This window comes from Pseudomonas sp. Tri1 (assembly GCF_017968885.1).
Classification (GTDB): domain Bacteria; phylum Pseudomonadota; class Gammaproteobacteria; order Pseudomonadales; family Pseudomonadaceae; genus Aquipseudomonas.
Map to the genome: position 1 here is coordinate 5561878 of NZ_CP072913.1, position 19643 is coordinate 5581520.

Here is a 19643-nt window from a genome sequence, read left to right on the forward strand (position 1 = left end):
AGTCACAGGATCAAATCACGCAGTTCATCAGGCATGGCGCCCGGTTGTTGAATAGCAGCGAGGTCGGCGGCAGAAACCGCATTCCAGGCATCTTCGTCCCACAGTTGGAACTTGTTCAGTTGGCCTACCAGCATCGCGCGCTTGTCCAGCTTGGCGTATTCGCGCAGACGCGGTGGCACCAGGAAACGACCGCTGCCATCGAGTTCAAGGTCGACGGCATTACCGATCAGCAAGCGTTGCAGGCGGCGGTTTTCTTCTCGTAGCGAAGGCAATGCGCGCAGTTTGGTTTCGATGATTTCCCACTCATCAAGGGGGTAAACACACAAACAAGGATCAACGGCGTCGATCGTGACGATTAATTGCCCCGAACTTCGCGAAACGAGCTCGTCACGATACCGGCTCGGCATGGCGAGACGGCCTTTTGCATCGAGACTGATAGCGTTAGCTCCGCGAAACACGTCAGCGTTTCTCCACTTTTTGGCGTTTTACCTTCAAAAAAACCCACTTCATGCCACTTTCCGCCACTTGCGCACACTATAGGAATGCGCCCACCGCACCGTCAAGGCGCGGATTGAAGGAAAAGCCTTATAGATCGGAGATTTAGGAGCGTTTCAGGAGGGGTAACAAGAATCTGACGTAGGAAAATTCGCCTCAACCCGAATGAGCACAGGAGGCTGCGCGCACAAGTTAAAGTGATTTATTAAGAGTAAGATTTTTTTGGTATTAGGAACTGCGTCTGCCAGTGATTCCGGCAGGGAGGGAAAAAGGTGGAGAGTCGATCTGTAAGCCGGGTTCTGTCTTGAACAGTCATTCGTCTACGATGGCCATCACTGGACATCTTTAGCAACCTACCCGGTCCCAGCGCGGGCCACGCCTTGGGACCCTATTTGGTCTTGCTCCAAGTGGGGTTTACCTAGCCACGAACTGTTGCCAGACGTGCGGTGCGCTCTTACCGCACCTTTTCACCCTTACCGGCGCCGAAACGCTTAGGCGGTTATTTTCTGTGGCACTTTCCGTAGGCTCACGCCTCCCAGGCATTACCTGGCACTTCGCCCTATGGAGCCCGGACTTTCCTCCCCCCCCTAATTCTCATAGAGGGCAGCGACTGTCCGATCGACTCTCCGCCGCGAAGGTTAACGGTAGCGGGCCTGAAGAACAAGCGCTAAAAGCCCTTGGCCAGCCCCGTGTCCCGGTTTCACTGGTCCTTCTGTTTTTCCAGCGCGACCTGATACAGCACGTTCTTACGCTCGCCGGTGATCTGCGCGGCAAGGGCAGCGGCGCGTTTGAGAGGCATCTCCTCAAGCAGCAGGTTCAGGATGCGCATCGCTTCGCCGCTGACGGCCTCCTCACTTTCTGGCGCGGTCCAACCGGCCACCAGTACCACGCATTCGCCGCGCTGCTGATTGCTATCGTTTTCGACAAACGCCCGCAGCTCGGCCAAGGGCAGCCCCTTGAGGGTTTCGAAGGTTTTGGTCAGCTCACGGGCCAGCAAGGCCGGACGCTCGGGGCCGAACACCAGCTCCATATCCTGCAGGCATTCCAGGATGCGGTGCGGCGCTTCATAAAAGATCAGCGTGCGCGGCTCCTCCTTTATGGCCTCAAGACGCGCCCGCCGCCCCACCGCCTTGGCCGGCAGGAAACCTTCGAAGATGAAACGGTCCGACGGCAAGCCTGCTGCCGACAGCGCTGCGATCAACGCACAAGCCCCCGGCACTGGCACCACGCTGATACCGGCTGCCCGGGCCTGGCGCACCAGGTGATAACCGGGATCGGAAATCAACGGCGTCCCCGCGTCGGAAATCAGCGCCACGTTATCGCCCGCCAGCAAACGGGTGATAAAGCGACTGCCTTCGTCACGCTCGTTGTGTTCGTGGCAGGCCGCCAACGGCGTGGAAATGCCAAAATGCTGCAACAGGCGCTGGGAATGGCGCGTGTCTTCGGCCGCGATAAGGGCAACGTCCTGCAGAATCTTCAGCGCCCGAGCACTGATATCGTCCAGGTTGCCGATGGGCGTCGCCACCACATACAGCGAGCCGGCAGCGGAATTCAAAGCGCCTGGAGCAGTCAAGACACATACCTCATGATCGGTAAAAACCGCCATTGTAGCGTGTGCCGGCCGCCTCAGCTGATCACATCAACCATTGTGGCGAGGGGATTTATCCCCGCTGGGCTGCGTAGCGCCCCCAAGACCTTGCGCCTCGGTGTGTCAGGTGGAATGGTTTTCAGCCTTTTCTGGGCTGCTGCGCAGCCCAGCGCGGATAAACCCCCTCGCCACAGGTTTAGTGCCGTCACCTGAGTGAGCAGCGTCTTTTGTGCTACGCCGCACTCTTTGAAATACCTAAATTGATCGATTCACGCCACTAACATCGCGCCCCGGCCAGTGCTTGGGTACAATTCGACGCTAATTTGATCTCGTATCAGGAACACTTACATGATCGCTTGCCTGCGGCTGCTCTCCGCCCTCTGCCTCGCTGCCCTCCTGGCGGCCTGCGCCAGCTCGCCCTCGTCCAGCCTTGGCGAACTTCCCCGGACCCCGGATGCCAGTATCGAGCAGTTGCTCGAACAGGCCGTCCAAAGCAAAGACCCAGAAAAAGCCGCCCTGTTGCGCCTGAGCGCGGCAGACCTGGCCTACCGCCAAGGCAATGCCGGCCAGTCCGCGCAGATCCTGCAACAAGTGCCCATGGAGCAACTCAAGCCCGGCCAACAGATTTTCGCCAGCACCCTGGCGGCCGAACTGGCAATGACGCGCAACCAACCCAAGGCGGCGCTGACCGCCCTGAGCCACCCAAGCCTGCAACACCTGAGCGAAATGCCGGTAGAGCAGCAAGTGCGCACCGGCACCGTCCGCGCCCGCGCCCTCGAGGCCGATGGCCAGACCCTGGCGGCCGCCAAGGAACGCATCTTCATCGCACCGCTGCTGCAGAACGAAGCCGCGGCGAAGAACCACGAAGCGATCTGGACATTGATCGCCTCGCTGCCCACCGACCAACTGCAACCGACCACCACCGACGACCTCGGCGGCTGGCTGGGCCTGGCCAAGGCAGTGAAAACCGCCGGTACCCTGGAGCAGCAACAAGCCGCCATCGACAGCTGGCGCGAACAGAACCCGAAGCACCCGGCCGCTCTCCAATTGCCAACACCGCTGGTCAAGCTCAAGGAACTGGCGAGCCAGCCGCTGAGCAAAATCGCCCTGCTGCTGCCACAAAGCGGCCCGCTGGCCACTGTCGCCAAAGCCCTGCGTGAAGGTTTCATGGCGGCGCACTACCAGGCGCAACAGGCCGGGCAGAAGCCGCCGAGCATTCAGTTCTACGACAGCGCCAGCCTGACCTCCATGGACGAGTTCTATCGCAAGGCCCAGGCTGACGGCGTGCAAATGGTCGTCGGCCCGCTGGAAAAACCACTGGTCAAGCAGATCAGCTCCCGCCCGCAACTGCCGATCACCACCCTGGCGCTGAACTACAGCGAAGGCGAACAAGGCCCACCCCAACTGTTCCAGTTCGGTCTGGCAGCCGAGGATGAAGCCCGCGAAGTCTCCCGCCGCGCCCGTACCGATGGCCTGCATCGCGCCGCGGTCATGGTACCCAAGAGCGAATGGGGCGATCGCGTACTGAAAGCCTTCAGCCAGGACTGGCAGGCAAACGGTGGCACTATCGTCGCTGTGGAGCGGGTCGACCAGCCGGTGCAACTGGCACAACAGATCGCCGACATGTTCCAGTTGCGCCAGAGCGAAGGTCGCGCCAAAAGCCTGCAAAGCACCGTGGGCACCACAGTCGCGGCCCAGCCGTCCCGTCGCCAGGACATCGAGTTCATCTTCCTGGCGTCAACTCCGCAACAGGCCCAGCAGATCAAGCCAACCCTGAATTTCCAATACGCAGGCGACGTGCCGGTTTACGCGACTTCCCAGGTGTTCAGCGCCAGCGGCGACCAGAACCAGTACAACGACATGAACGGCATTCGCTTTTGCGAAACCCCGTGGTTGCTCGACGCCAACGACCCTCTGCGCAAGCAGGTCACCGCCCAGTGGCCCCAGGCCGGAGGCAGCATGGGCCGCTTGTATGCAATGGGGGCAGATGCCTACCGCCTGGCACCGCGCCTGGGTCAGCTCAAGACCTTGCCGGACAGCCGCATCGAAGGCCTGACAGGCAGCCTGGCAGTGTCGCCATCCCAGCGTGTGCAGCGCCAATTGCCCTGGGCCGAGTTCGTCAGCGGCCAGGTACAGCGCCTGCCGGACACTCAGCGCTGATGCCTGACCGATCACGCCAGCAAAGCGGACGGGATGCCGAGGGCCAGGCCCTCGCGCATCTTCAGCAACGAGGTCTGCGCCTGTTGGCGCAGAACTGGTTGTGTAAACGCGGCGAGCTTGATCTGGTCATGCTTGACGGCGATACAGTAGTATTCGTCGAAGTCCGCTACAGAAAAAATACCCAATGGGGCGGTGCGCTCGACAGCATCGATGGGCGCAAGCGCCAGAAGCTGATTTTCGCCGCGCAGTACTTCCTGCAAAAGGAGTCTCGCTGGGCCGATTATCCCTGCCGTTTTGACGTCGTTGCCATCGACAGCGACGCCGATCAGTTGAACTGGCTGCAGAACGCCTTCGACAGCTGACCCCCATGCCGAACCGGACACCTTCACTTAACTTTTTTGCTCTTTGCTTTGCGGGCCGCACATGTTTGTGCCGATAAGCCGCGCTACTTAAGGTCACACAGATGGACATGCAATCGCGAATTCGCCAGCTTTTTCAGGCCAGTATCGACACCAAGCAACAGGCGATGGACGTACTTGCACCGCACATCGAGCAAGCCAGCCAAGTGATGGTCAACGCCCTGCTCAACGAAGGCAAAATGCTCTCGTGCGGCAACGGCGGTTCTGCCGGCGACGCGCAACACTTTTCGTCGGAGCTGCTCAACCGCTTCGAACGCGAGCGCCCGAGCCTGCCGGCCATCGCACTGACCACCGACAGCTCGACGATCACCTCGATCGCCAACGACTACAGCTACAACGAGATATTCTCCAAACAGATCCGCGCCCTGGGCCAACCTGGCGATGTGCTGCTGGCGATTTCCACCAGCGGCAACTCGGCCAATATTATTCAAGCGATCCAAGCCGCACATGATCGCGAAATGATTGTCGTAGCATTGACCGGTCGTGACGGCGGAGGCATGGCGTCACTGTTGTTGCCTGAAGACGTCGAGATCCGCGTACCGGCCAATGTCACTGCACGTATTCAGGAAGTCCACCTGCTGGCGATCCATTGCCTTTGCGACTTGATCGACAGCCAACTGTTCGGGAGTGAAGAATGACCCCTAATCGCCTAGGCCTTCTGGCCCTGACCCTGTGCCTCGGCATCAGCGGCTGTACATCGGTGGTTAACGCCAGCCGGGAAAAGCCGATTGAAGATGACCGCGGCACCCGCACCTTCGGCAGCAAGATCGACGACTCCCTGATCGAAACCAAGGTGGGAGTGAACATCGCCAAGGCCGACCCTGACCTGGACAACAACTCGCACATCGTCGTGACCAGCTTCAACGGTGTGGTGCTGCTGGCCGGCCAGACCCCACGCGCCGACCTGAAGGCCAAGGCCGAGCAGGAAGCCAGCGCTGTGCAACGGGTCAAGACCGTGCATAACGAGTTGCAGGTCCTGCAACCCTCCTCGCTGCTGGCACGTCAGAACGATGCGTGGCTGACCACCAAGATCAAGACCCAGATGCTCACCGACGCCAGCATTCCCGGTTCGCGCATCAAGGTTGTGACCGAGAACGGCATCGTCTATCTGCTGGGCTTGCTGACCAAGAAGGAGGCCGCGCAGGCGACCAACCTGGTGCAGGGGGTTTCCGGGGTGCAGAAGATCGTCAAGTTGTTTGAGTACATTGACTGATACTGAGCTCCTGTCGCTCAAGAGAAACGGCGCTTCTTCCGAGACGGAAAGCGCCGTTTTTTTTGGGCTTCGTTTTTTGGAGGGAGTTTGGCCAGTGTGTATGTCCGTTACCGCAGAAACGGATATGCACACCAACGACACCCAAAAAAATGCCCGCATCTCGCGACACAGGCATTTTCCTAACCAAGCTGCCAGGCTTTCACACAGTCCATGACTGGATGGCCTTTTTGCACAACCCGCTATTTCACCACTTTCAGACTCGGCCGGCCGCTAGGACGTGGCGGCTCGTCATCCGGTGGTGGCAGATCATCATCCGGCTCGAGCTCGTCGTCGCCGTCCAACGGCGCCTCCAGCTCAAACACCATGCCCTGGCCATTCTCCCGGGCATAAATCCCCAGGATCGAGGCCACAGGCACGTACAGAGTGTGCGGCACGCCACCGAAGCGCCCTTCGAAGCTGACCGCATCGTTGTCCATGTGCAGGTGACGCACGGCGGCCGGCGATACGTTCAGGACAATCTGCCCGTCGTTGGCAAAACCCTGCGGCACCTGTACCGATGGATACTCGGCGTTGACCAGCATGTGCGGGGTGCAATCGTTATCCACAATCCACTCGTAGAGCGCGCGGACCAGATAAGGTCGACTGGAGTTCATAGCGGCTCCTTAAGCCTTAGCGCATGTCGCGTTCGACACCAGACAGACTCGCCTGGAAAGCCTCGCGCGCAAACTGGCGCTCCATATAATCAAGCAGCGGCTTGGCAGGCCGCGGCAGTTCGATACCCAGAATCGGCAAACGCCAGAGTATTGGCAATAGGCAGCAATCCACCAGACTTTGTTCCTCACTAAGGAAAAACGGCTTGTCGGCGAATAACGGCGACACGCCAGTCAGACTTTCACGCAACTCTTTACGCGCCACGACCCGCGCCGGCTCCTTGGTTCGTGAATCCAGGATCAGATCCACCAACCCGCACCAGTCACGCTGGATGCGATGGATCAGCAAACGACTGTTGGCGCGTGCGACAGGGTACACCGGCAGCAAAGGCGGATGCGGATAACGCTCATCCAGGTATTCCATCACCACGGTCGACTCCCACAATGCCAGGTCACGATCGACCAGTGTGGGCAGGCTGCCGTAAGGGTTCACTTCGATCAGCTTCGGCGGCTGACGACCCGCTTCGACGTAAATGATCTCGGCGCTGACACCCTTCTCTGCCAGTACGATGCGTACCCGGTGGGAATAGTGGTCGGCGGGGTCGGAGTAACAGGCCAACCGATTGGTCACGCCCATGGCGGTCCTCCTCGCTTGTTGAAATTATCGAAAAACGGAAAAACGAGCGCGCCCGAAGGGCGCCTCCCGTAACACCTGGCTGACCAGGCTCGTTACACTTTCAGAGACGCCCTTGGGCGCGCACGATTAACAGCAACGGATTACAGCTTTATCAATGCACGTCTTTCCAGTATTCACGCTTGAGCAGGTAAGCGAATACGAAGAAGAACGCCAGGTACAGCAATACATACGTACCGATGCGCTGATGCTCCAGCTTCACCGGGTTGGCCGAATAGGCCAGGAAGGTCACCAGGTTCTTGACCTTCTCGTCGAACTGCTCTGGAGTCAGGCTACCGGTATTCGGCAACACGGTCAGCTGGTCGCAGGCTTCATGCGTCAAAGCGGTGCCGGTCAACGGGTCGAATTGCTTCTTGCCATCCTCGACGATCTGCACCTGCTTGCAGCCTACCACTTGACGACCCTGGAGGCCGACCAGAACGTTCGGCATGCCGACGTTCGGGAAGACTTTGTTGTTCACACCCCATGGACGCGCAGGATCCTCGTAGAACGAACGCAGGTAACCGTAGAGCCAGTCGGTACCACGTACACGGGCTACCAGGGTCAGGTCAGGCGGCGCAGCGCCGAACCAGGTCTTGGCGTCTGCTGGCTGCATGCCGATGGTCATGTGATCACCCAGCTTGGCACCGGTGAACACCATCTTCTCGAGCATCAGTTCGTGAGGAATGCCCAGGTCATCGGCCACTCGCTCGTAACGCTGGAACTTGGCACTGTGGCAACCCATGCAGTAGTTGGCGAACGTCCGTGCGCCGTCCTGCATGGCAGCTTTGTCGGAAACGTCGATGTCGACTTTTTCCAGCTCTGGGCCACCGTGTTCGGCCGCGAAGGACAATACAGGCATAGCAGCAAGAATCAGTACAGCAAATAGCTTTTTCATCAGCCAGTCACCCTTTCCGGAACCGGTTTGGTCTTCTCGAGCCTGGTATAGAACGGCATCAGAATGAAGTAGGCGAAATACAGGAAGGTGCAGACCTGCGACAGCAACGTACGCTCCGGGGTCGGCGCCAGTACACCCAACACACCCAGGATCACGAACGAGATGCAGAACACCACTAGCCAGATCTTGCTCAGCCAGCCTTTGTAGCGCATCGACTTGACGGGGCTGCGGTCCAGCCACGGCAGGACAAACAGCACGGCGATGGCCGCGCCCATGGCGATAACGCCCATCAGCTTGTCTGGAATCGCCCGCAGAATTGCGTAGAACGGTGTGAAGTACCAGACCGGGGCAATGTGCTCAGGGGTCTTGAAGGCGTTCGCTTGCTCGAAGTTCGGCTTCTCGAGGAAATAACCACCCATTTCCGGGAAGAAGAACACGATCGAGCAGAAGATGAACAGGAAGACCACCACGCCGACGATATCTTTCACGGTGTAGTACGGGTGGAAGGCGATGCCATCCAGCGGTACGCCGTTCTCGTCCTTGTGCTTCTTGATGTCCACGCCATCCGGGTTGTTCGAGCCGACTTCGTGCAGCGCCAGGATGTGCAACACCACCAGACCGAGGATCACGATCGGCAGGGCCACGACGTGCAAGGCGAAGAAGCGGTTCAGGGTAATGCCGGAGATCAGGTAGTCACCACGGATCCACTGGGTCAGGTCGTCACCGATGACCGGGATCGCACCGAACAGCGAGATGATCACCTGGGCACCCCAGTAGGACATCTGGCCCCACGGCAGCAGGTAGCCCATGAAGGCTTCGGCCATCAGCGCCAGGTAGATCAGCATGCCGAAGACCCACACCAGCTCACGAGGTTTCTGGTACGAACCGTAGAGCAGGCCCCGGAACATGTGCAGGTAAACCACGATGAAGAACGCCGAAGCGCCAGTGGAGTGCAGCAGACGCAGGATCGAGCCGTACTCGACGTCGCGCATGATGTATTCGACCGAAGCAAACGCCTCTTCCGCCGAAGGGGTGTAGCTCATGGTCAGCCATACACCGGTGACGATCTGGTTGACCAGAACGAGCAATGCCAGGGAGCCAAAGAAGTAGAAGAAGTTGAAGTTTTTTGGGGCGTAGTACTTGCTGAGATGGTCTTCCCACATTTTGGTCGCGGGAAAGCGCGCATCAACCCAATCCATGAATTTGCTCATCACGCTTTCTCCGTGTCGACGCCGATGACAATGATGTCGTCCGACTCATAGGAATGCGGGGGAACTGGCAGGTTCAGAGGTGCAGGCTGAGACTTGTAGACGCGACCCGCCAGGTCGTAGTGGGAGCCGTGGCAAGGGCAGAAATAACCACCGACCCAGTCCTTGCCCAAGTCGGCTGGAGCCACTTCAGGGCGGAACGTTGGCGAGCAACCCAAGTGCGTGCAGATCCCGATCAGCAGCAGGACTTCCGGCTTGATCGAACGCGTCTCTGGGTCGACATAGGTCGGTTGCGTCGAGTTCTTGGAGGTGGGGTCAGACAACTGGCCCTCGATCTTTTTCAGATTCCCCAGGATTTCCTCGGTACGGCGGACGATGAACACCGGCTGGCCGCGCCACTCAGCAATCATCTGCTGGCCTGGCTCGATCTTGCTGACATTCACTTTCACCGGTGCACCTGCAGCTTTCGCCTTGGCACTGGGAAACCATGACCCCACGAACGGGACCGCAGCCCCCACCGCTCCTGCAGCACCCACCACGGATGTGGCTGCTACCAGGAAGCGACGCCGGCCTGCATTCACGCCGTCATTGCTCATTCAGTCCTCTCCCATCAGCTTTGTGGCCTGTTAAATCAGGCGTCTACTAAGTAAAAATCTGAACTTATAAAAATTTTGCCGAATGGTAATGAAAAGCCCCAATATTGACAAGGTAATTACCAAGCGGCCAAACCGCCAAGCCTTGTAGTATAGGGCCTCTACGGATGTGGCAAGTTGTCACAGCATAAATATTTCGCCCATAAAAAAACGCCCAGCTCCGTAAGGAACTGGGCGCTTTTTGAACGCGAAAGCGAATTAACGCTTCGAGTACTGCGGACGCTTACGCGCTTTACGCAGACCGACTTTCTTACGTTCAACTTCGCGAGCATCGCGAGTTACGAAGCCGGCTTTGCGCAGAGCACCACGCAGAGTCTCGTCGTAATCCATCAGGGCGCGAGTGATGCCGTGGCGGATTGCGCCAGCTTGACCACTTACACCGCCACCGATAACAGTGACGTAGATGTCGAATTTTTCGACGGTCTCGGTCAGTTCCAGCGGCTGACGAACTACCATGCGGGCAGTTTCGCGGCCGAAGAAGTTATCCAGGGAGCGGTTGTTGATGGAGATGTTACCAGTGCCCGGACGCAGGAAAACGCGTGCGGTTGCAGTCTTGCGACGGCCAGTGCCGTAATTTTGAGTCGCCGACATAATGAACTATTCCGTTAAAACTTCAGTTCTTGGGGCTGCTGAGCAGTATGAGGGTGAGCAGCGCCCGCATATACTTTCAGCTTACGATACATGTCGCGACCCAGTGGGTTCTTAGGCAGCATGCCTTTAACCGCGGTCTCGATCACGCGCTCAGGGGCTTTGGCGATCAGCTTTTCGAAGTTGATCGACTTGATGCCGCCAGGAAAACCGGAGTGGGAGTAGTACATTTTGTCAGTGGTTTTAGCGCCAGTAACACGTACTTGCTCAGCGTTGATCACGACGATGTAGTCACCGGTGTCAACGTGAGGGGTGTACTCAGGCTTGTGCTTGCCACGCAGACGGCTCGCGATTTCGGTGGCCAGACGACCCAGGGTCTGACCAGCAGCGTCGACGACAAACCAGTCGCGCTTTACTGTTTCCGGTTTAGCAGTAAAAGTTTTCATTCTTTATAGCCTCAGGGGCCGCCCTGTAAATTAGACGGCGGATCTTACTGAATAGTGCGTACTTTGACAAGTCAAAGGCAGCCGGATACAGACGCTTTCGGGGGCTCGGGTCGGCGCGTCCGTTCAACGGCAAGATTCTTCGGCGGCGGCGCATCACTTCCACTGCAGAAAGAGGTGCGCAATTATGCAGATTGCGAAAAATAATTCAACCTGCTTTTATGATTGTTTTGCCCAAGGAGTCACCGATGGACTATCGCCAGCTAGGCCGTACCGATCTGAACGTGAGCGCCTTGTGCCTCGGAACCATGACCTGGGGTGAGCAGAACAGCGAGGCCGAGGCCTTCGCCCAGATCGAACGCGCCAAGGGTGCCGGCATCAATTTCATCGACACCGCCGAGATGTATCCGGTGCCGCCGAAGGCCCAGACCTACGCCACCACCGAGCGCTACATCGGCAATTACTTCAAGAGCCGCGGCGACCGCGCCGATTGGATCCTGGCGAGCAAGATCGCCGGCCCCGGCAACACCATCGACTACATCCGCGACAGAAACCTCAAGCATAACCGCCAGCACATCGTCGAAGCCGTGGATGCCAGCCTCAAGCGCTTGCAGACCGACTGGATCGATCTTTACCAATTGCACTGGCCGGAGCGCAGCACCAACTTCTTTGGCCAGTTGGGCTACAAGCACAAGGCCGACGAGGACTTCACCCCCCTGGAGGAAACCCTCGAAGCCCTGGACGAACAGGTCCGGGCCGGCAAGATCCGCCACATCGGCCTGTCCAACGAAACGCCTTGGGGCACCATGAAATTCCTCGCCCTGGCTGAAGCCCGTGGCTGGCCGCGAGCCGTGTCGATCCAGAATCCTTACAACCTGCTCAACCGCAGCTTCGAGGTCGGCCTCGCGGAAATCGCCATCCGCGAACAGTGCGGCCTGCTGGCCTATTCGCCCCTGGCGTTCGGTTTCCTGTCGGGCAAATACGAAAACGGCGCACGACCAGCCAAGGGTCGCCTGACCCTCTATAGCCGCTTCATGCGCTACTTCAACCCGCAATCGGAAGCGGCGTGCAGCCGCTATGTGGCGTTGGCCCGCGAACATGGCCTGGACCCGGCACAGATGGCCCTGGCGTTCGTCACCCAGCAGCCATTCGTCACCAGCAACATCATTGGCGCCACCACGCTGGAGCAACTGGACAGCAACATCGCCAGCTTCGACCTGAAGCTGTCGGACGACGTGCTGGCGGGGATCGAGGCGATTCACAAGGATCAGCCGAACCCGGCGCCTTGATTGATTCATAGACCCAATCGCGAGCAAGCTCGCTCCCACAGGGTTCTGTGCCGATCACAAAATCGTGAACAGGCATAAATCGATGTGGGAGCGAGCTTGCTCGCGATGGCGGCCTCAGGCTCACAGCGAATTCAAAGCGACCGCGCAATAATCTCCTTCATGATTTCATTGGTCCCGGCATAGATCCGCTGTACCCGTGCATCCGCCCACGCCCGGGCAATCGGGTATTCCCACATGAAGCCGTAGCCGCCATGCAACTGCACGCATTCGTCGAGCACCTTGCATTGCAGGTCCGTGCCCCAGTACTTGGCCATTGCCGCCGTCGGCACGTCGAGCTTGCCTTGCAGGTGCAGTTCCAGGCAGCGGTCGACGAAAACCCGGCCGATCTGGATCTCGGTGGCCATTTCCGCCAGCTTGAAGCGCGTGTTCTGGAAGTCCGCGATGGATTTGCCGAACGCCTTGCGGTCACGGGTGTAGTCCAGGGTCCACTGCAGCGCCGCTTCGGCCGAAGCCAGACCACCGATGGCGACGGTCAGGCGTTCCTGGGGTAGCTCCTGCATCAAATAGGCGAAGCCCATTCCTGCCTGGCCAAGCAGGTTTTCCTTCGGCACGCGGACATCCTGGAAGAACAATTCCGACGTGTCCTGGGCCTTCATTCCGACTTTTTCCAGGCGCTTGCCCTTTTCAAAGCCAGGCGTGCCCGCCTCCACCAGGAACAGGCTGGTGCCCTTGGCGCCAGCCTTCGGGTCAGTCTTGGCGACCACGATCACCAGGTCAGCCAGGAAACCGTTGGTAATGAAGGTCTTCGAGCCGTTGATGACGTATTCGTCACCGTCCAGCACCGCCGTGGTCTTTACGCCTTGCAGGTCGGAACCGGCGCCCGGCTCGGTCATGGCGATGGCCGTGACCATCTCCCCAGACACCAGTTTCGGCAGGTACTTGTGCTTCAGCGCTTCACTGCCGTAATGCAGGATGTAGGGCGCGACAATGTCGGAATGCAGCGAGAAGCCGATCCCCGTCAGCCCCAGGCGTCCGATTTCCTCGATCACTACCGTGCTGTAGAGGAAGTCTGCGTCGAGCCCGCCATAGGCCTCTGGAAGGTGCGAGCACAACATGCCCGCCTCCCCCGCCTTGTTCCAGAGTTGGCGATCGACATGACCCTGTTTTTCCCACTGACTGTGGTACGGCACCGCTTCTTTTTCGAGGAAGGTTCGTACGCTGTCGCGAAACAATTCGTGCTCGGGAGCGAACAAGGTTCTTGGGATCATGGCGCACCTTTGGTTATTGTTGAATGTGGTTATCCAACAGAGCCTATGCCTGCGATGTACGACAGGACACTGGACACATCCGACAAAAAATAAGACGATCCAGCCGTCTGGTGACCACTTTCCCCTATAAAAACAAGATGAATTATGTCTATGCACGCCTCTACGCCTTTGCGGCGCGTCAGCATCCTGGCGATCGACCGGGTTTTCGCTTCCACCCTCATGCAAGCCAAGGATTTCTTCCATCTGGCCAGCCTGCGTTATGGCAAACAATTGGGCCACGGCCTGACACCGGCCTTCGAAACCCGCCTGGTCAGTCCTGACGGCAGGCCAGTGAACAGCTTCAGCGATGTGATCATGCCGGTGGATGGCGGCCTGGAAAATACCGATGTGATCATCCTGCCAGCGTTCTGGGACGATTTCGCCAACCTTTGCCAACGTTACCCCCAGGTCCTGCCCTGGCTGCGGGAACAGCATGCTCGCGGAGCGGTGCTCTGCGGCGAAGCCACCGGGGTATTCTGGCTGGCTGAGTCCGGGCTGCTCGACGGCAAGGAAGCCACCACCTACTGGCGTTTCTTCAACACCTTCAAGGAACGCTTCCCCCAGGTGCATCTGAACCAGGACAAGCACCTGACCGACGCTGACAACCTGTTCTGCGCCGGCGGCACGACCTCGGCCTGCGACCTGTACATTTACCTCATCGAACGCTTCTGCGGCGCCAACGTGGCCCAGGCCGTAGCGAGGGACATCCTGTACGAAGTGCAACGCAATTATTCGCCGGGAAGAATCGGCTTCGGCGGTCAGAAACTGCATCAGGACGTGATCATCCTGCAGATCCAGCAATGGCTCGAAGAACACTTCGCCGACAAGTTCCGCTTCGAAGACGTCGCCCGCGAACACGGCATGAGCATCCGCAATTTCATGCGCCGCTTCCAGACCGCCACCGGCGACAAACCACTGCATTACCTGCAACGACTACGGATAGAAACCGCCAAGGGCCTGCTATCCGGCAGCCGCAAGAGCATCAAGACCATCAGCTACGAGGTCGGGTACGACGACGCGAGCTTTTTCGCCCGACTGTTCCGGCAACACACCGACCTGTCGCCGAACCAGTATCGGCAGCAGTTTCAGCAGGCGGCGTAGCCCGAGGACTTGGCAACGACCCACTGTGGGAGCGAGCTTGCTCGCAATGGTGGTGGTTCAGCAGCACTGATGTTGACTGACACGACGCCATCGCGAGCAAGCTCGCTCCCACAGGGTCAGCCGGGGAATCAGCACATACAAAAAAGGCCTGCAATCGCAGGCCTTTTTTTGCGCTCCCAATCCCCTACGGCTTATGCGCCCGAGCCAGGAATTCGTGGGATTGCATTTCCAGCAGACGACTCAAGGTCCGCTGAAATTCGAACGTCAGGCGACCGCCGGTGTAGAGGTCCTTGAGTTCGACTTCGGCCGAGATGATCAGCTTCACGTTACGGTCGTAGAACTCGTCGACCATGTTGATGAAGCGGCGGGCGATGTCGTCTGTGGTGACGCTCATCTGTTCGACGCCGCTAAGCAGCACGGCGTGGAAGATCTTGCCCAGTTCGATGTAGTCGTTCTGGCTGCGAGGGCCATCGCACAGTTCGCGGAAATCGAACCAGGCCACGTCGTCACAGGTGCGGATGGCGCGGATTTCGCGGTTCTCGATGATCAGTACATCGTTCTCCACCGCCTGGGTGCATTCCGGGGTCAGCGCACGGAAGCTCTTGCGCAGGCTTTCTTCGGCGGCGGCGTCCAGGGGGAAGTGGAACAGCTCGGCTTGCTCAAGGTGACGCAGGCGATAATCCACGCCGCTGTCGACGTTGACGATCTCGGTATGTTCCTTGATCAGCGCGATGGCCGGCAGGAAACGCGCCCGTTGCAGGCCATCCTTGTAGAGGCCGTCGGGCACGATGTTCGAGGTGGCGACCAGGGTCACGCCGTTCTTGAACAGTTCTTCCATCAAGGTGCCGAGGATCATGGCGTCGGTGATGTCGGAAACGAAAAACTCATCGAAGCAGATCACCCGGGTCTCGTCAGAAAACCGCTTGGCAATGATGGTCAGCGGGTTTTTCTCGCCACCCAAGGTCTTCATTTCTTCGTGCACGCGCTTCATGAAGCGGTGGAAGTGCGTCCGCGTTTTTTCCTTGAACGGCAACGCTTCGAAGAAAGTGTCTACCAGGTAGGTCTTGCCACGGCCCACGCCGCCCCAGAAATACAGGCCCTTGACGGGAGTCTGGTCTTTTCTGCCGAACAGTTTGCCCAACAGACCCGGTTTGTTGTTCGAGGCGGCAACCAAGTCATCGTACAGGCGCTGCAAATGCCGCACCGCCGTTTCCTGGGCTGCGTCGTGGAAAAACTCCGGGCGTTTCAGATCAGCTTGATATCGTTCTAGGGGCGTCATATTCGTTAGCAAGGCAACAAAAACGGGCCGTCACTGTAGCGATGGCCCAGAGGAATGGCAATCGGCCCTTATTCGAGCCGATGGTCGGGTTACGCGCTGGATCAGTCTTGGACAGGTGTCAGGGCGACTTGCAACGCATCAATGGCCGCGTCGCGAGCGGCGCTGTCTGCGAAAGCCGGGCTGTCTGCCACGCACTCGCCGCCCAGCCAGACACTGAAACTCAGCGCATCGTTACGAACGTCCAATGGCTCACCGGATTGCAATTGCTTGGTGACCTGGCCGGCAGTCTTGCCATCGGCAAAGTGACGGGACAACAACAGTTGCTCGCCATCGGCCGCCAATAGACGGAAGCGGAAGCTGCCGTCGTCTTCACGAAAGCTCACGAAGCGTGCGGCTTTGGCGGCTTTCTTTTTGGTGCTGGTCGCAACCTGGACCTGGCTGACAAACGACCGCAGGCCAACGGCTTCACGCAGTTCGTTAAGGAACGGCGTCGCCACGGCCCGGGCTTTTTTCGCGCCCAATTGCAGGATGTCTTCAAGGTCCGACGGGCGCTCGATGAACTGGTGATAACGTTCGCGCGCCTCACCCAGCTCGCTGTCGAGCAGTTGGAACAAACGGTTCTTGGCTTCGCCCCAACCCAGGCCCTGCAACAGTTCGCTGCGGAACTCATCGGCCTGGGCCGGTGTGGCGAAGGCCTGGAACAGGGTGAACAGGTGCGAGTTGTCCGGATCCTTCGCCTCACCCGGGGCGCGGGAATCGGTGACGATCCGCGAGATCGCGTCTTTCATGTCCTTGGCGCTGCTGAACAACGGGATGGTGTTGTCGTAGCTCTTGGACATCTTGCGGCCATCCAGGCCCGGCAGCGTGGCGACGCTTTCTTCGATCAGCGCCTCGGGCATGGTGAAAAACTCCTTGCCCTGGCCGAACAGGTGATTGAAGCGCTGGCCGATGTCCCGGGCCATCTCCACGTGCTGAATCTGGTCACGACCGACCGGCACTTTGTGGGCGTTGAACATCAGGATGTCGGCGGCCATCAGTACCGGGTAGCTGTACAGGCCCATGGTGATACCGGCGTCCGGATCTTCGCCGGCCTCGACGTTCTTGTCCACCGAGGCCTTGTAGGCGTGGGCGCGGTTGAGCAGGCCCTTGGCGGCAACGCAGGTCAGCAGCCAGGTCAGCTCGGGAATCTCGGGAATATCGGACTGGCGATAAAAGGTCACGCGGTCCACGTCCAGGCCACCGGCCAGCCAGGTCGCAGCGATTTCCAGGCGAGAACGCTGGATGCGCAGCGGGTCATCGCACTTGATCAGGGCATGGTAGTCGGCCAGGAAGTAGAACGAATCGGCGTTGGTGTCGCGACTGGCGAGGATCGCCGGGCGGATGGCGCCGGCGTAGTTGCCCAGGTGCGGCGTGCCGGTGGTGGTGATGCCGGTCAGGATACGGGTACGAGTCGTCATGGGTTATCGCTTGTCAGACTGCAGTCAATTCGAGAGACGCGGCAGGAGCAGATCCTTGAGATCGGTCAGCTTGCCATGGAAAAAGTGTCCGCATTCTGCCACTTTCAGCAGCTCATGGGGGCGCTGGAGCGTGTCGGACCATTCGTAAACCAATTGCGGATCGACCACTTCATCGGCTTCCGGCTGGATGACGGTCAATTCGCCGCTCATCGGCAAGGGCGATTGCTCGTCCAGGCGCATCACCGCCGGGGCCACCATGAACAGGTGCTTGAGCGGTTGGCCCTGGGCTTCCAGGCGTCCGCCAAGGCTTGCGGCAACAAAACCACCAAACGAAAAACCGAACAGGGTGAGCGGTAGTTGCGGGTATTTTTCCCGCAGCCAATCGGCAGCGGCCTGGGCGTCGTCGACTTCACCAGTGCCCATGTCATGGCTGCCGGCACTGGCGCCGACGCCACGATAATTGAAACGCAACGTAACCAGGCCAGCATCACGGGCAGTGCGCTGCAGGGTCGAGACCACTTTGTTGAGCATGGTTCCACCCTGCACCGGGTTCGGGTGGCAGATCAGCGCCAGGCCACGGGGTGCCTCGCTGTCCAGGTACAAGGCTTCCAGTTGGCCCACCGGGCCATCGATGAATACAGGGGTTTCGCGCATAAGCAAGGTAAAGAACTCCGTGACCTTGAATAGGGTCGACTCGTCTAGCTAAAGTCTGTGCCTGGCATGATTGCGATGTTCTTCGCGGTATACAGCGCAGGTCCGAGCCGTTAACGTAAAGCAAAGCCGTTTATAGAGGAAGGACTCGTGGAACACTCGCTCTTAGTTTGGTTGTTGCCGACTCTTGCCCTGGTTGCCGGTGTCGCCATTGGATTCCTGCTTGCCCGACTGCTGCCCAACGCGGTGCCCAACAGCACGCAACGTCAGCTGGACGACATTCAGGAACGTTTCGACAGTTATCAGAATGAAGTGGTCACCCATTTCAACAGCACCGCTTCTCTGGTGAAGAAACTCACCCAGAGCTACCAGGACGTCCAGGATCATTTGTCCGAGGGTGCCAATCGCCTGGCCCTGGACGAACAGACTCGCCAACGCCTGCTGGCTGCCCTGCACGCCGACGCGGCGCAGGCGCCACGGGAACGCCTGACCCCGCCAAAGGATCAGGAACCGCCCCGGGACTATGCCCCTAAGGCCCCCAATTCGCCCGGCATGCTCGATGAGCATTACGGTTTGAAGAAGTAATTTTCAGCGACACCAAAAGCCCGCCCGATCCCATGATCGGGCGGGCTTTTTTTGGCTTGGGTTATCCAGGAGTCAGGTCTGCAGACATTCTGCGCCCAGTACAGAGTCCCCGTGGAGCGAGTGCGCACAGATTCCATGCCTGCCACAGAGCCCTGTGGGAGCGAGCCTGCTCGCGATTGCGGTCTGTCTGGGCCGGCGATGTTGAAGGTCCAACCATCATCGCGAGCAAGCTCGCTCCCACAGTTTTTGATCGCGGTGTTCACAGACTCTGCGCCAACCAAAAGCCAGCACAACTCCCACCGTCGCCTCAGAACGCCAGTTGCAGACTCTGCTGCCCTTCAAGGCTCAGCAGGAACTGCTTGGCTGCCAAGCCGCCAGCGAAGCCGGTGAGGCTGCCGCCGGTACCGATGACGCGGTGACACGGGGCGATGATCGAAATGGGGTTACGCCCGTTGGCCGCGCCCACTGCCCGTACCGCAGTCGGTTGGCCAATCTGGATGGCGATGTCGCGGTAGCTGCGGGTTTCGCCGAAGGGAATAGTCAACAGGGCCTGCCAGACCCGGGTCTGGAAGTCCGTACCGACGAAATCCAATTGCAGATCGAAGCGCCTGCGCTGGCCGGCGAAATACTCCATGAGCTGGCGTTCGGTTTCCTTGAGGGTCGGATGGTGGTTGTCCTCCTCCAAGGGTCCCAGGCGCACCCGGTTGAGCCGCTCGTTTTCCCACAGGATAGCCGCCAGTTTTGTATCCCGGGCCACGAGGATCAATTGGCCCACGGGGGATTGGATGGTTTTGTACTGGGGTAGCATCGAGCATCCTTATCGTAGACCGAGCACTTTTGTGGCGAGGGCGCTTGCTCTCGCTTGGGGAGGCGAAGCGCCCCTGAAAACCTGAGGACGCGGCGTGTCAGGCAAACATGTTCGCTGCCTGGAGGGTTGCGGCGCAACCCAGCGGGAGCAAGCTCCCTCGCCACAGGTTTCCCTGCGG

At 59.2% G+C, this 19643-nt stretch carries 21 protein-coding genes and 1 other RNA gene; 7 read left to right on the plus strand and 15 right to left on the minus strand.

Annotation, left to right across the window (positions count from 1 at the left end):
* Nucleotides 1-2: 2 nt before the first annotated feature.
* From mraZ to rsmI, 3 genes are all read right to left on the minus strand, one after another.
* Entirely contained in the window at nt 3-458 is a 456-nt protein-coding gene (mraZ, locus tag J9870_RS24120) for a division/cell wall cluster transcriptional repressor MraZ (protein ID WP_003205355.1), read from the minus strand.
* Between the two features lie 309 nt (nt 459-767).
* An RNA gene (gene rnpB, locus J9870_RS24125) (RNase P RNA component class A) lies at nt 768-1121 on the minus strand.
* Between the two features lie 74 nt (nt 1122-1195).
* Complete coding sequence (rsmI, locus tag J9870_RS24130; RefSeq protein WP_210640762.1) at nt 1196-2101, minus strand: 16S rRNA (cytidine(1402)-2'-O)-methyltransferase; 906 nt, start codon at nt 2099-2101, stop codon at nt 1196-1198.
* A 330-nt stretch (nt 2102-2431) separates the two neighbouring features.
* Here rsmI and J9870_RS24135 point away from each other — a divergent pair, with 330 nt between their 5' ends.
* The 4 genes from J9870_RS24135 to J9870_RS24150 all read left to right on the plus strand — a co-directional run bounded on the left by J9870_RS24135 (nt 2432) and on the right by J9870_RS24150 (nt 5875).
* The gene (locus J9870_RS24135; protein WP_210640764.1) at nt 2432-4243 is read left to right on the plus strand and encodes a penicillin-binding protein activator; all 1812 of its coding nucleotides are present in this window, start codon (nt 2432-2434) and stop codon (nt 4241-4243) included.
* Nucleotides 4243-4605, plus strand: coding sequence for a YraN family protein (locus J9870_RS24140; protein WP_210640766.1), 363 nt, complete (start codon nt 4243-4245; stop codon nt 4603-4605). Before J9870_RS24135 ends, J9870_RS24140 begins: the two co-directional genes overlap by 1 nt.
* Before the next feature lie 101 nt (nt 4606-4706).
* Nucleotides 4707-5300: a phosphoheptose isomerase gene (locus J9870_RS24145; protein WP_007904374.1), complete on the plus strand. Its 594-nt coding sequence runs from the start codon at nt 4707-4709 to the stop codon at nt 5298-5300.
* On the plus strand, nt 5297-5875 hold the full coding sequence (locus J9870_RS24150) for a BON domain-containing protein (protein WP_003178201.1): 579 nt from the start codon (nt 5297-5299) through the stop codon (nt 5873-5875). The genes J9870_RS24145 and J9870_RS24150 overlap by 4 nt, the downstream gene beginning before the upstream one ends.
* Before the next feature lie 239 nt (nt 5876-6114).
* Here J9870_RS24150 and J9870_RS24155 read toward each other — a convergent pair whose 3' ends face one another.
* The 7 genes from J9870_RS24155 to rplM form a co-directional block, all read right to left on the minus strand.
* The gene (locus tag J9870_RS24155; RefSeq protein WP_210640767.1) at nt 6115-6528 is read right to left on the minus strand and encodes a ClpXP protease specificity-enhancing factor; all 414 of its coding nucleotides are present in this window, start codon (nt 6526-6528) and stop codon (nt 6115-6117) included.
* A 16-nt stretch (nt 6529-6544) separates the two neighbouring features.
* On the minus strand, nt 6545-7162 hold the full coding sequence (locus tag J9870_RS24160; protein WP_210640769.1) for a glutathione S-transferase N-terminal domain-containing protein: 618 nt from the start codon (nt 7160-7162) through the stop codon (nt 6545-6547).
* A 151-nt stretch (nt 7163-7313) separates the two neighbouring features.
* A complete protein-coding gene (locus J9870_RS24165) occupies nt 7314-8096 on the minus strand; it encodes a cytochrome c1 (RefSeq protein WP_210640771.1) in 783 nt (260 codons plus the stop codon).
* Nucleotides 8096-9307, minus strand: coding sequence for a cytochrome bc complex cytochrome b subunit (locus J9870_RS24170; RefSeq protein WP_003205362.1), 1212 nt, complete (start codon nt 9305-9307; stop codon nt 8096-8098). The genes J9870_RS24165 and J9870_RS24170 overlap by 1 nt, the downstream gene beginning before the upstream one ends.
* Nucleotides 9307-9900, minus strand: coding sequence for a ubiquinol-cytochrome c reductase iron-sulfur subunit (gene petA / locus J9870_RS24175; protein ID WP_109754820.1), 594 nt, complete (start codon nt 9898-9900; stop codon nt 9307-9309). The genes J9870_RS24170 and petA overlap by 1 nt, the downstream gene beginning before the upstream one ends.
* Before the next feature lie 255 nt (nt 9901-10155).
* Nucleotides 10156-10548, minus strand: coding sequence for a 30S ribosomal protein S9 (rpsI, locus tag J9870_RS24180; RefSeq protein ID WP_003205364.1), 393 nt, complete (start codon nt 10546-10548; stop codon nt 10156-10158).
* 14 nt (nt 10549-10562) lie between these two features.
* Complete coding sequence (gene rplM, locus J9870_RS24185; RefSeq protein ID WP_003205365.1) at nt 10563-10991, minus strand: 50S ribosomal protein L13; 429 nt, start codon at nt 10989-10991, stop codon at nt 10563-10565.
* Nucleotides 10992-11236: 245 nt separating this feature from the next.
* Here rplM and J9870_RS24190 point away from each other — a divergent pair, with 245 nt between their 5' ends.
* Nucleotides 11237-12277 (plus strand): NADP(H)-dependent aldo-keto reductase, encoded by a 1041-nt coding sequence (locus J9870_RS24190; RefSeq protein ID WP_210640773.1) that lies wholly within the window; start codon nt 11237-11239, stop codon nt 12275-12277.
* Nucleotides 12278-12408: 131 nt separating this feature from the next.
* On the opposite strand, the gene J9870_RS24195 is transcribed toward J9870_RS24190, so the two are convergent.
* Entirely contained in the window at nt 12409-13545 is a 1137-nt protein-coding gene (locus J9870_RS24195; RefSeq protein ID WP_210640775.1) for an acyl-CoA dehydrogenase family protein, read from the minus strand.
* 243 nt (nt 13546-13788) lie between these two features.
* Between J9870_RS24195 and J9870_RS24200 the strand changes: the two genes are divergently transcribed.
* Complete coding sequence (locus tag J9870_RS24200) at nt 13789-14685, plus strand: GlxA family transcriptional regulator (protein WP_210645403.1); 897 nt, start codon at nt 13789-13791, stop codon at nt 14683-14685.
* 184 nt (nt 14686-14869) lie between these two features.
* On the opposite strand, the gene zapE is transcribed toward J9870_RS24200, so the two are convergent.
* The 3 genes from zapE to J9870_RS24215 form a co-directional block, all read right to left on the minus strand.
* A complete protein-coding gene (gene zapE / locus J9870_RS24205; RefSeq protein ID WP_210640777.1) occupies nt 14870-15964 on the minus strand; it encodes a cell division protein ZapE in 1095 nt (364 codons plus the stop codon).
* A gap of 101 nt (nt 15965-16065) precedes the next feature.
* Nucleotides 16066-17421 (minus strand): tryptophan--tRNA ligase, encoded by a 1356-nt coding sequence (locus J9870_RS24210; RefSeq protein ID WP_210640779.1) that lies wholly within the window; start codon nt 17419-17421, stop codon nt 16066-16068.
* Nucleotides 17422-17445: 24 nt separating this feature from the next.
* Nucleotides 17446-18075 (minus strand): alpha/beta fold hydrolase, encoded by a 630-nt coding sequence (locus J9870_RS24215; RefSeq protein WP_210645405.1) that lies wholly within the window; start codon nt 18073-18075, stop codon nt 17446-17448.
* A 147-nt stretch (nt 18076-18222) separates the two neighbouring features.
* On the opposite strand from J9870_RS24215, the gene J9870_RS24220 reads away from it, so the two are divergent.
* Nucleotides 18223-18657, plus strand: coding sequence for a DUF1043 family protein (locus J9870_RS24220; RefSeq protein ID WP_025215418.1), 435 nt, complete (start codon nt 18223-18225; stop codon nt 18655-18657).
* A gap of 307 nt (nt 18658-18964) precedes the next feature.
* Here the strand turns inward: J9870_RS24220 and J9870_RS24225 are convergent, their stop codons facing one another.
* Nucleotides 18965-19465 carry a methylated-DNA--[protein]-cysteine S-methyltransferase gene (locus tag J9870_RS24225; RefSeq protein WP_210640781.1) on the minus strand — a complete coding sequence of 167 codons (501 nt, stop codon included), beginning with the start codon at nt 19463-19465 and terminating at the stop codon, nt 18965-18967.
* Nucleotides 19466-19643: the final 178 nt, after the last annotated feature.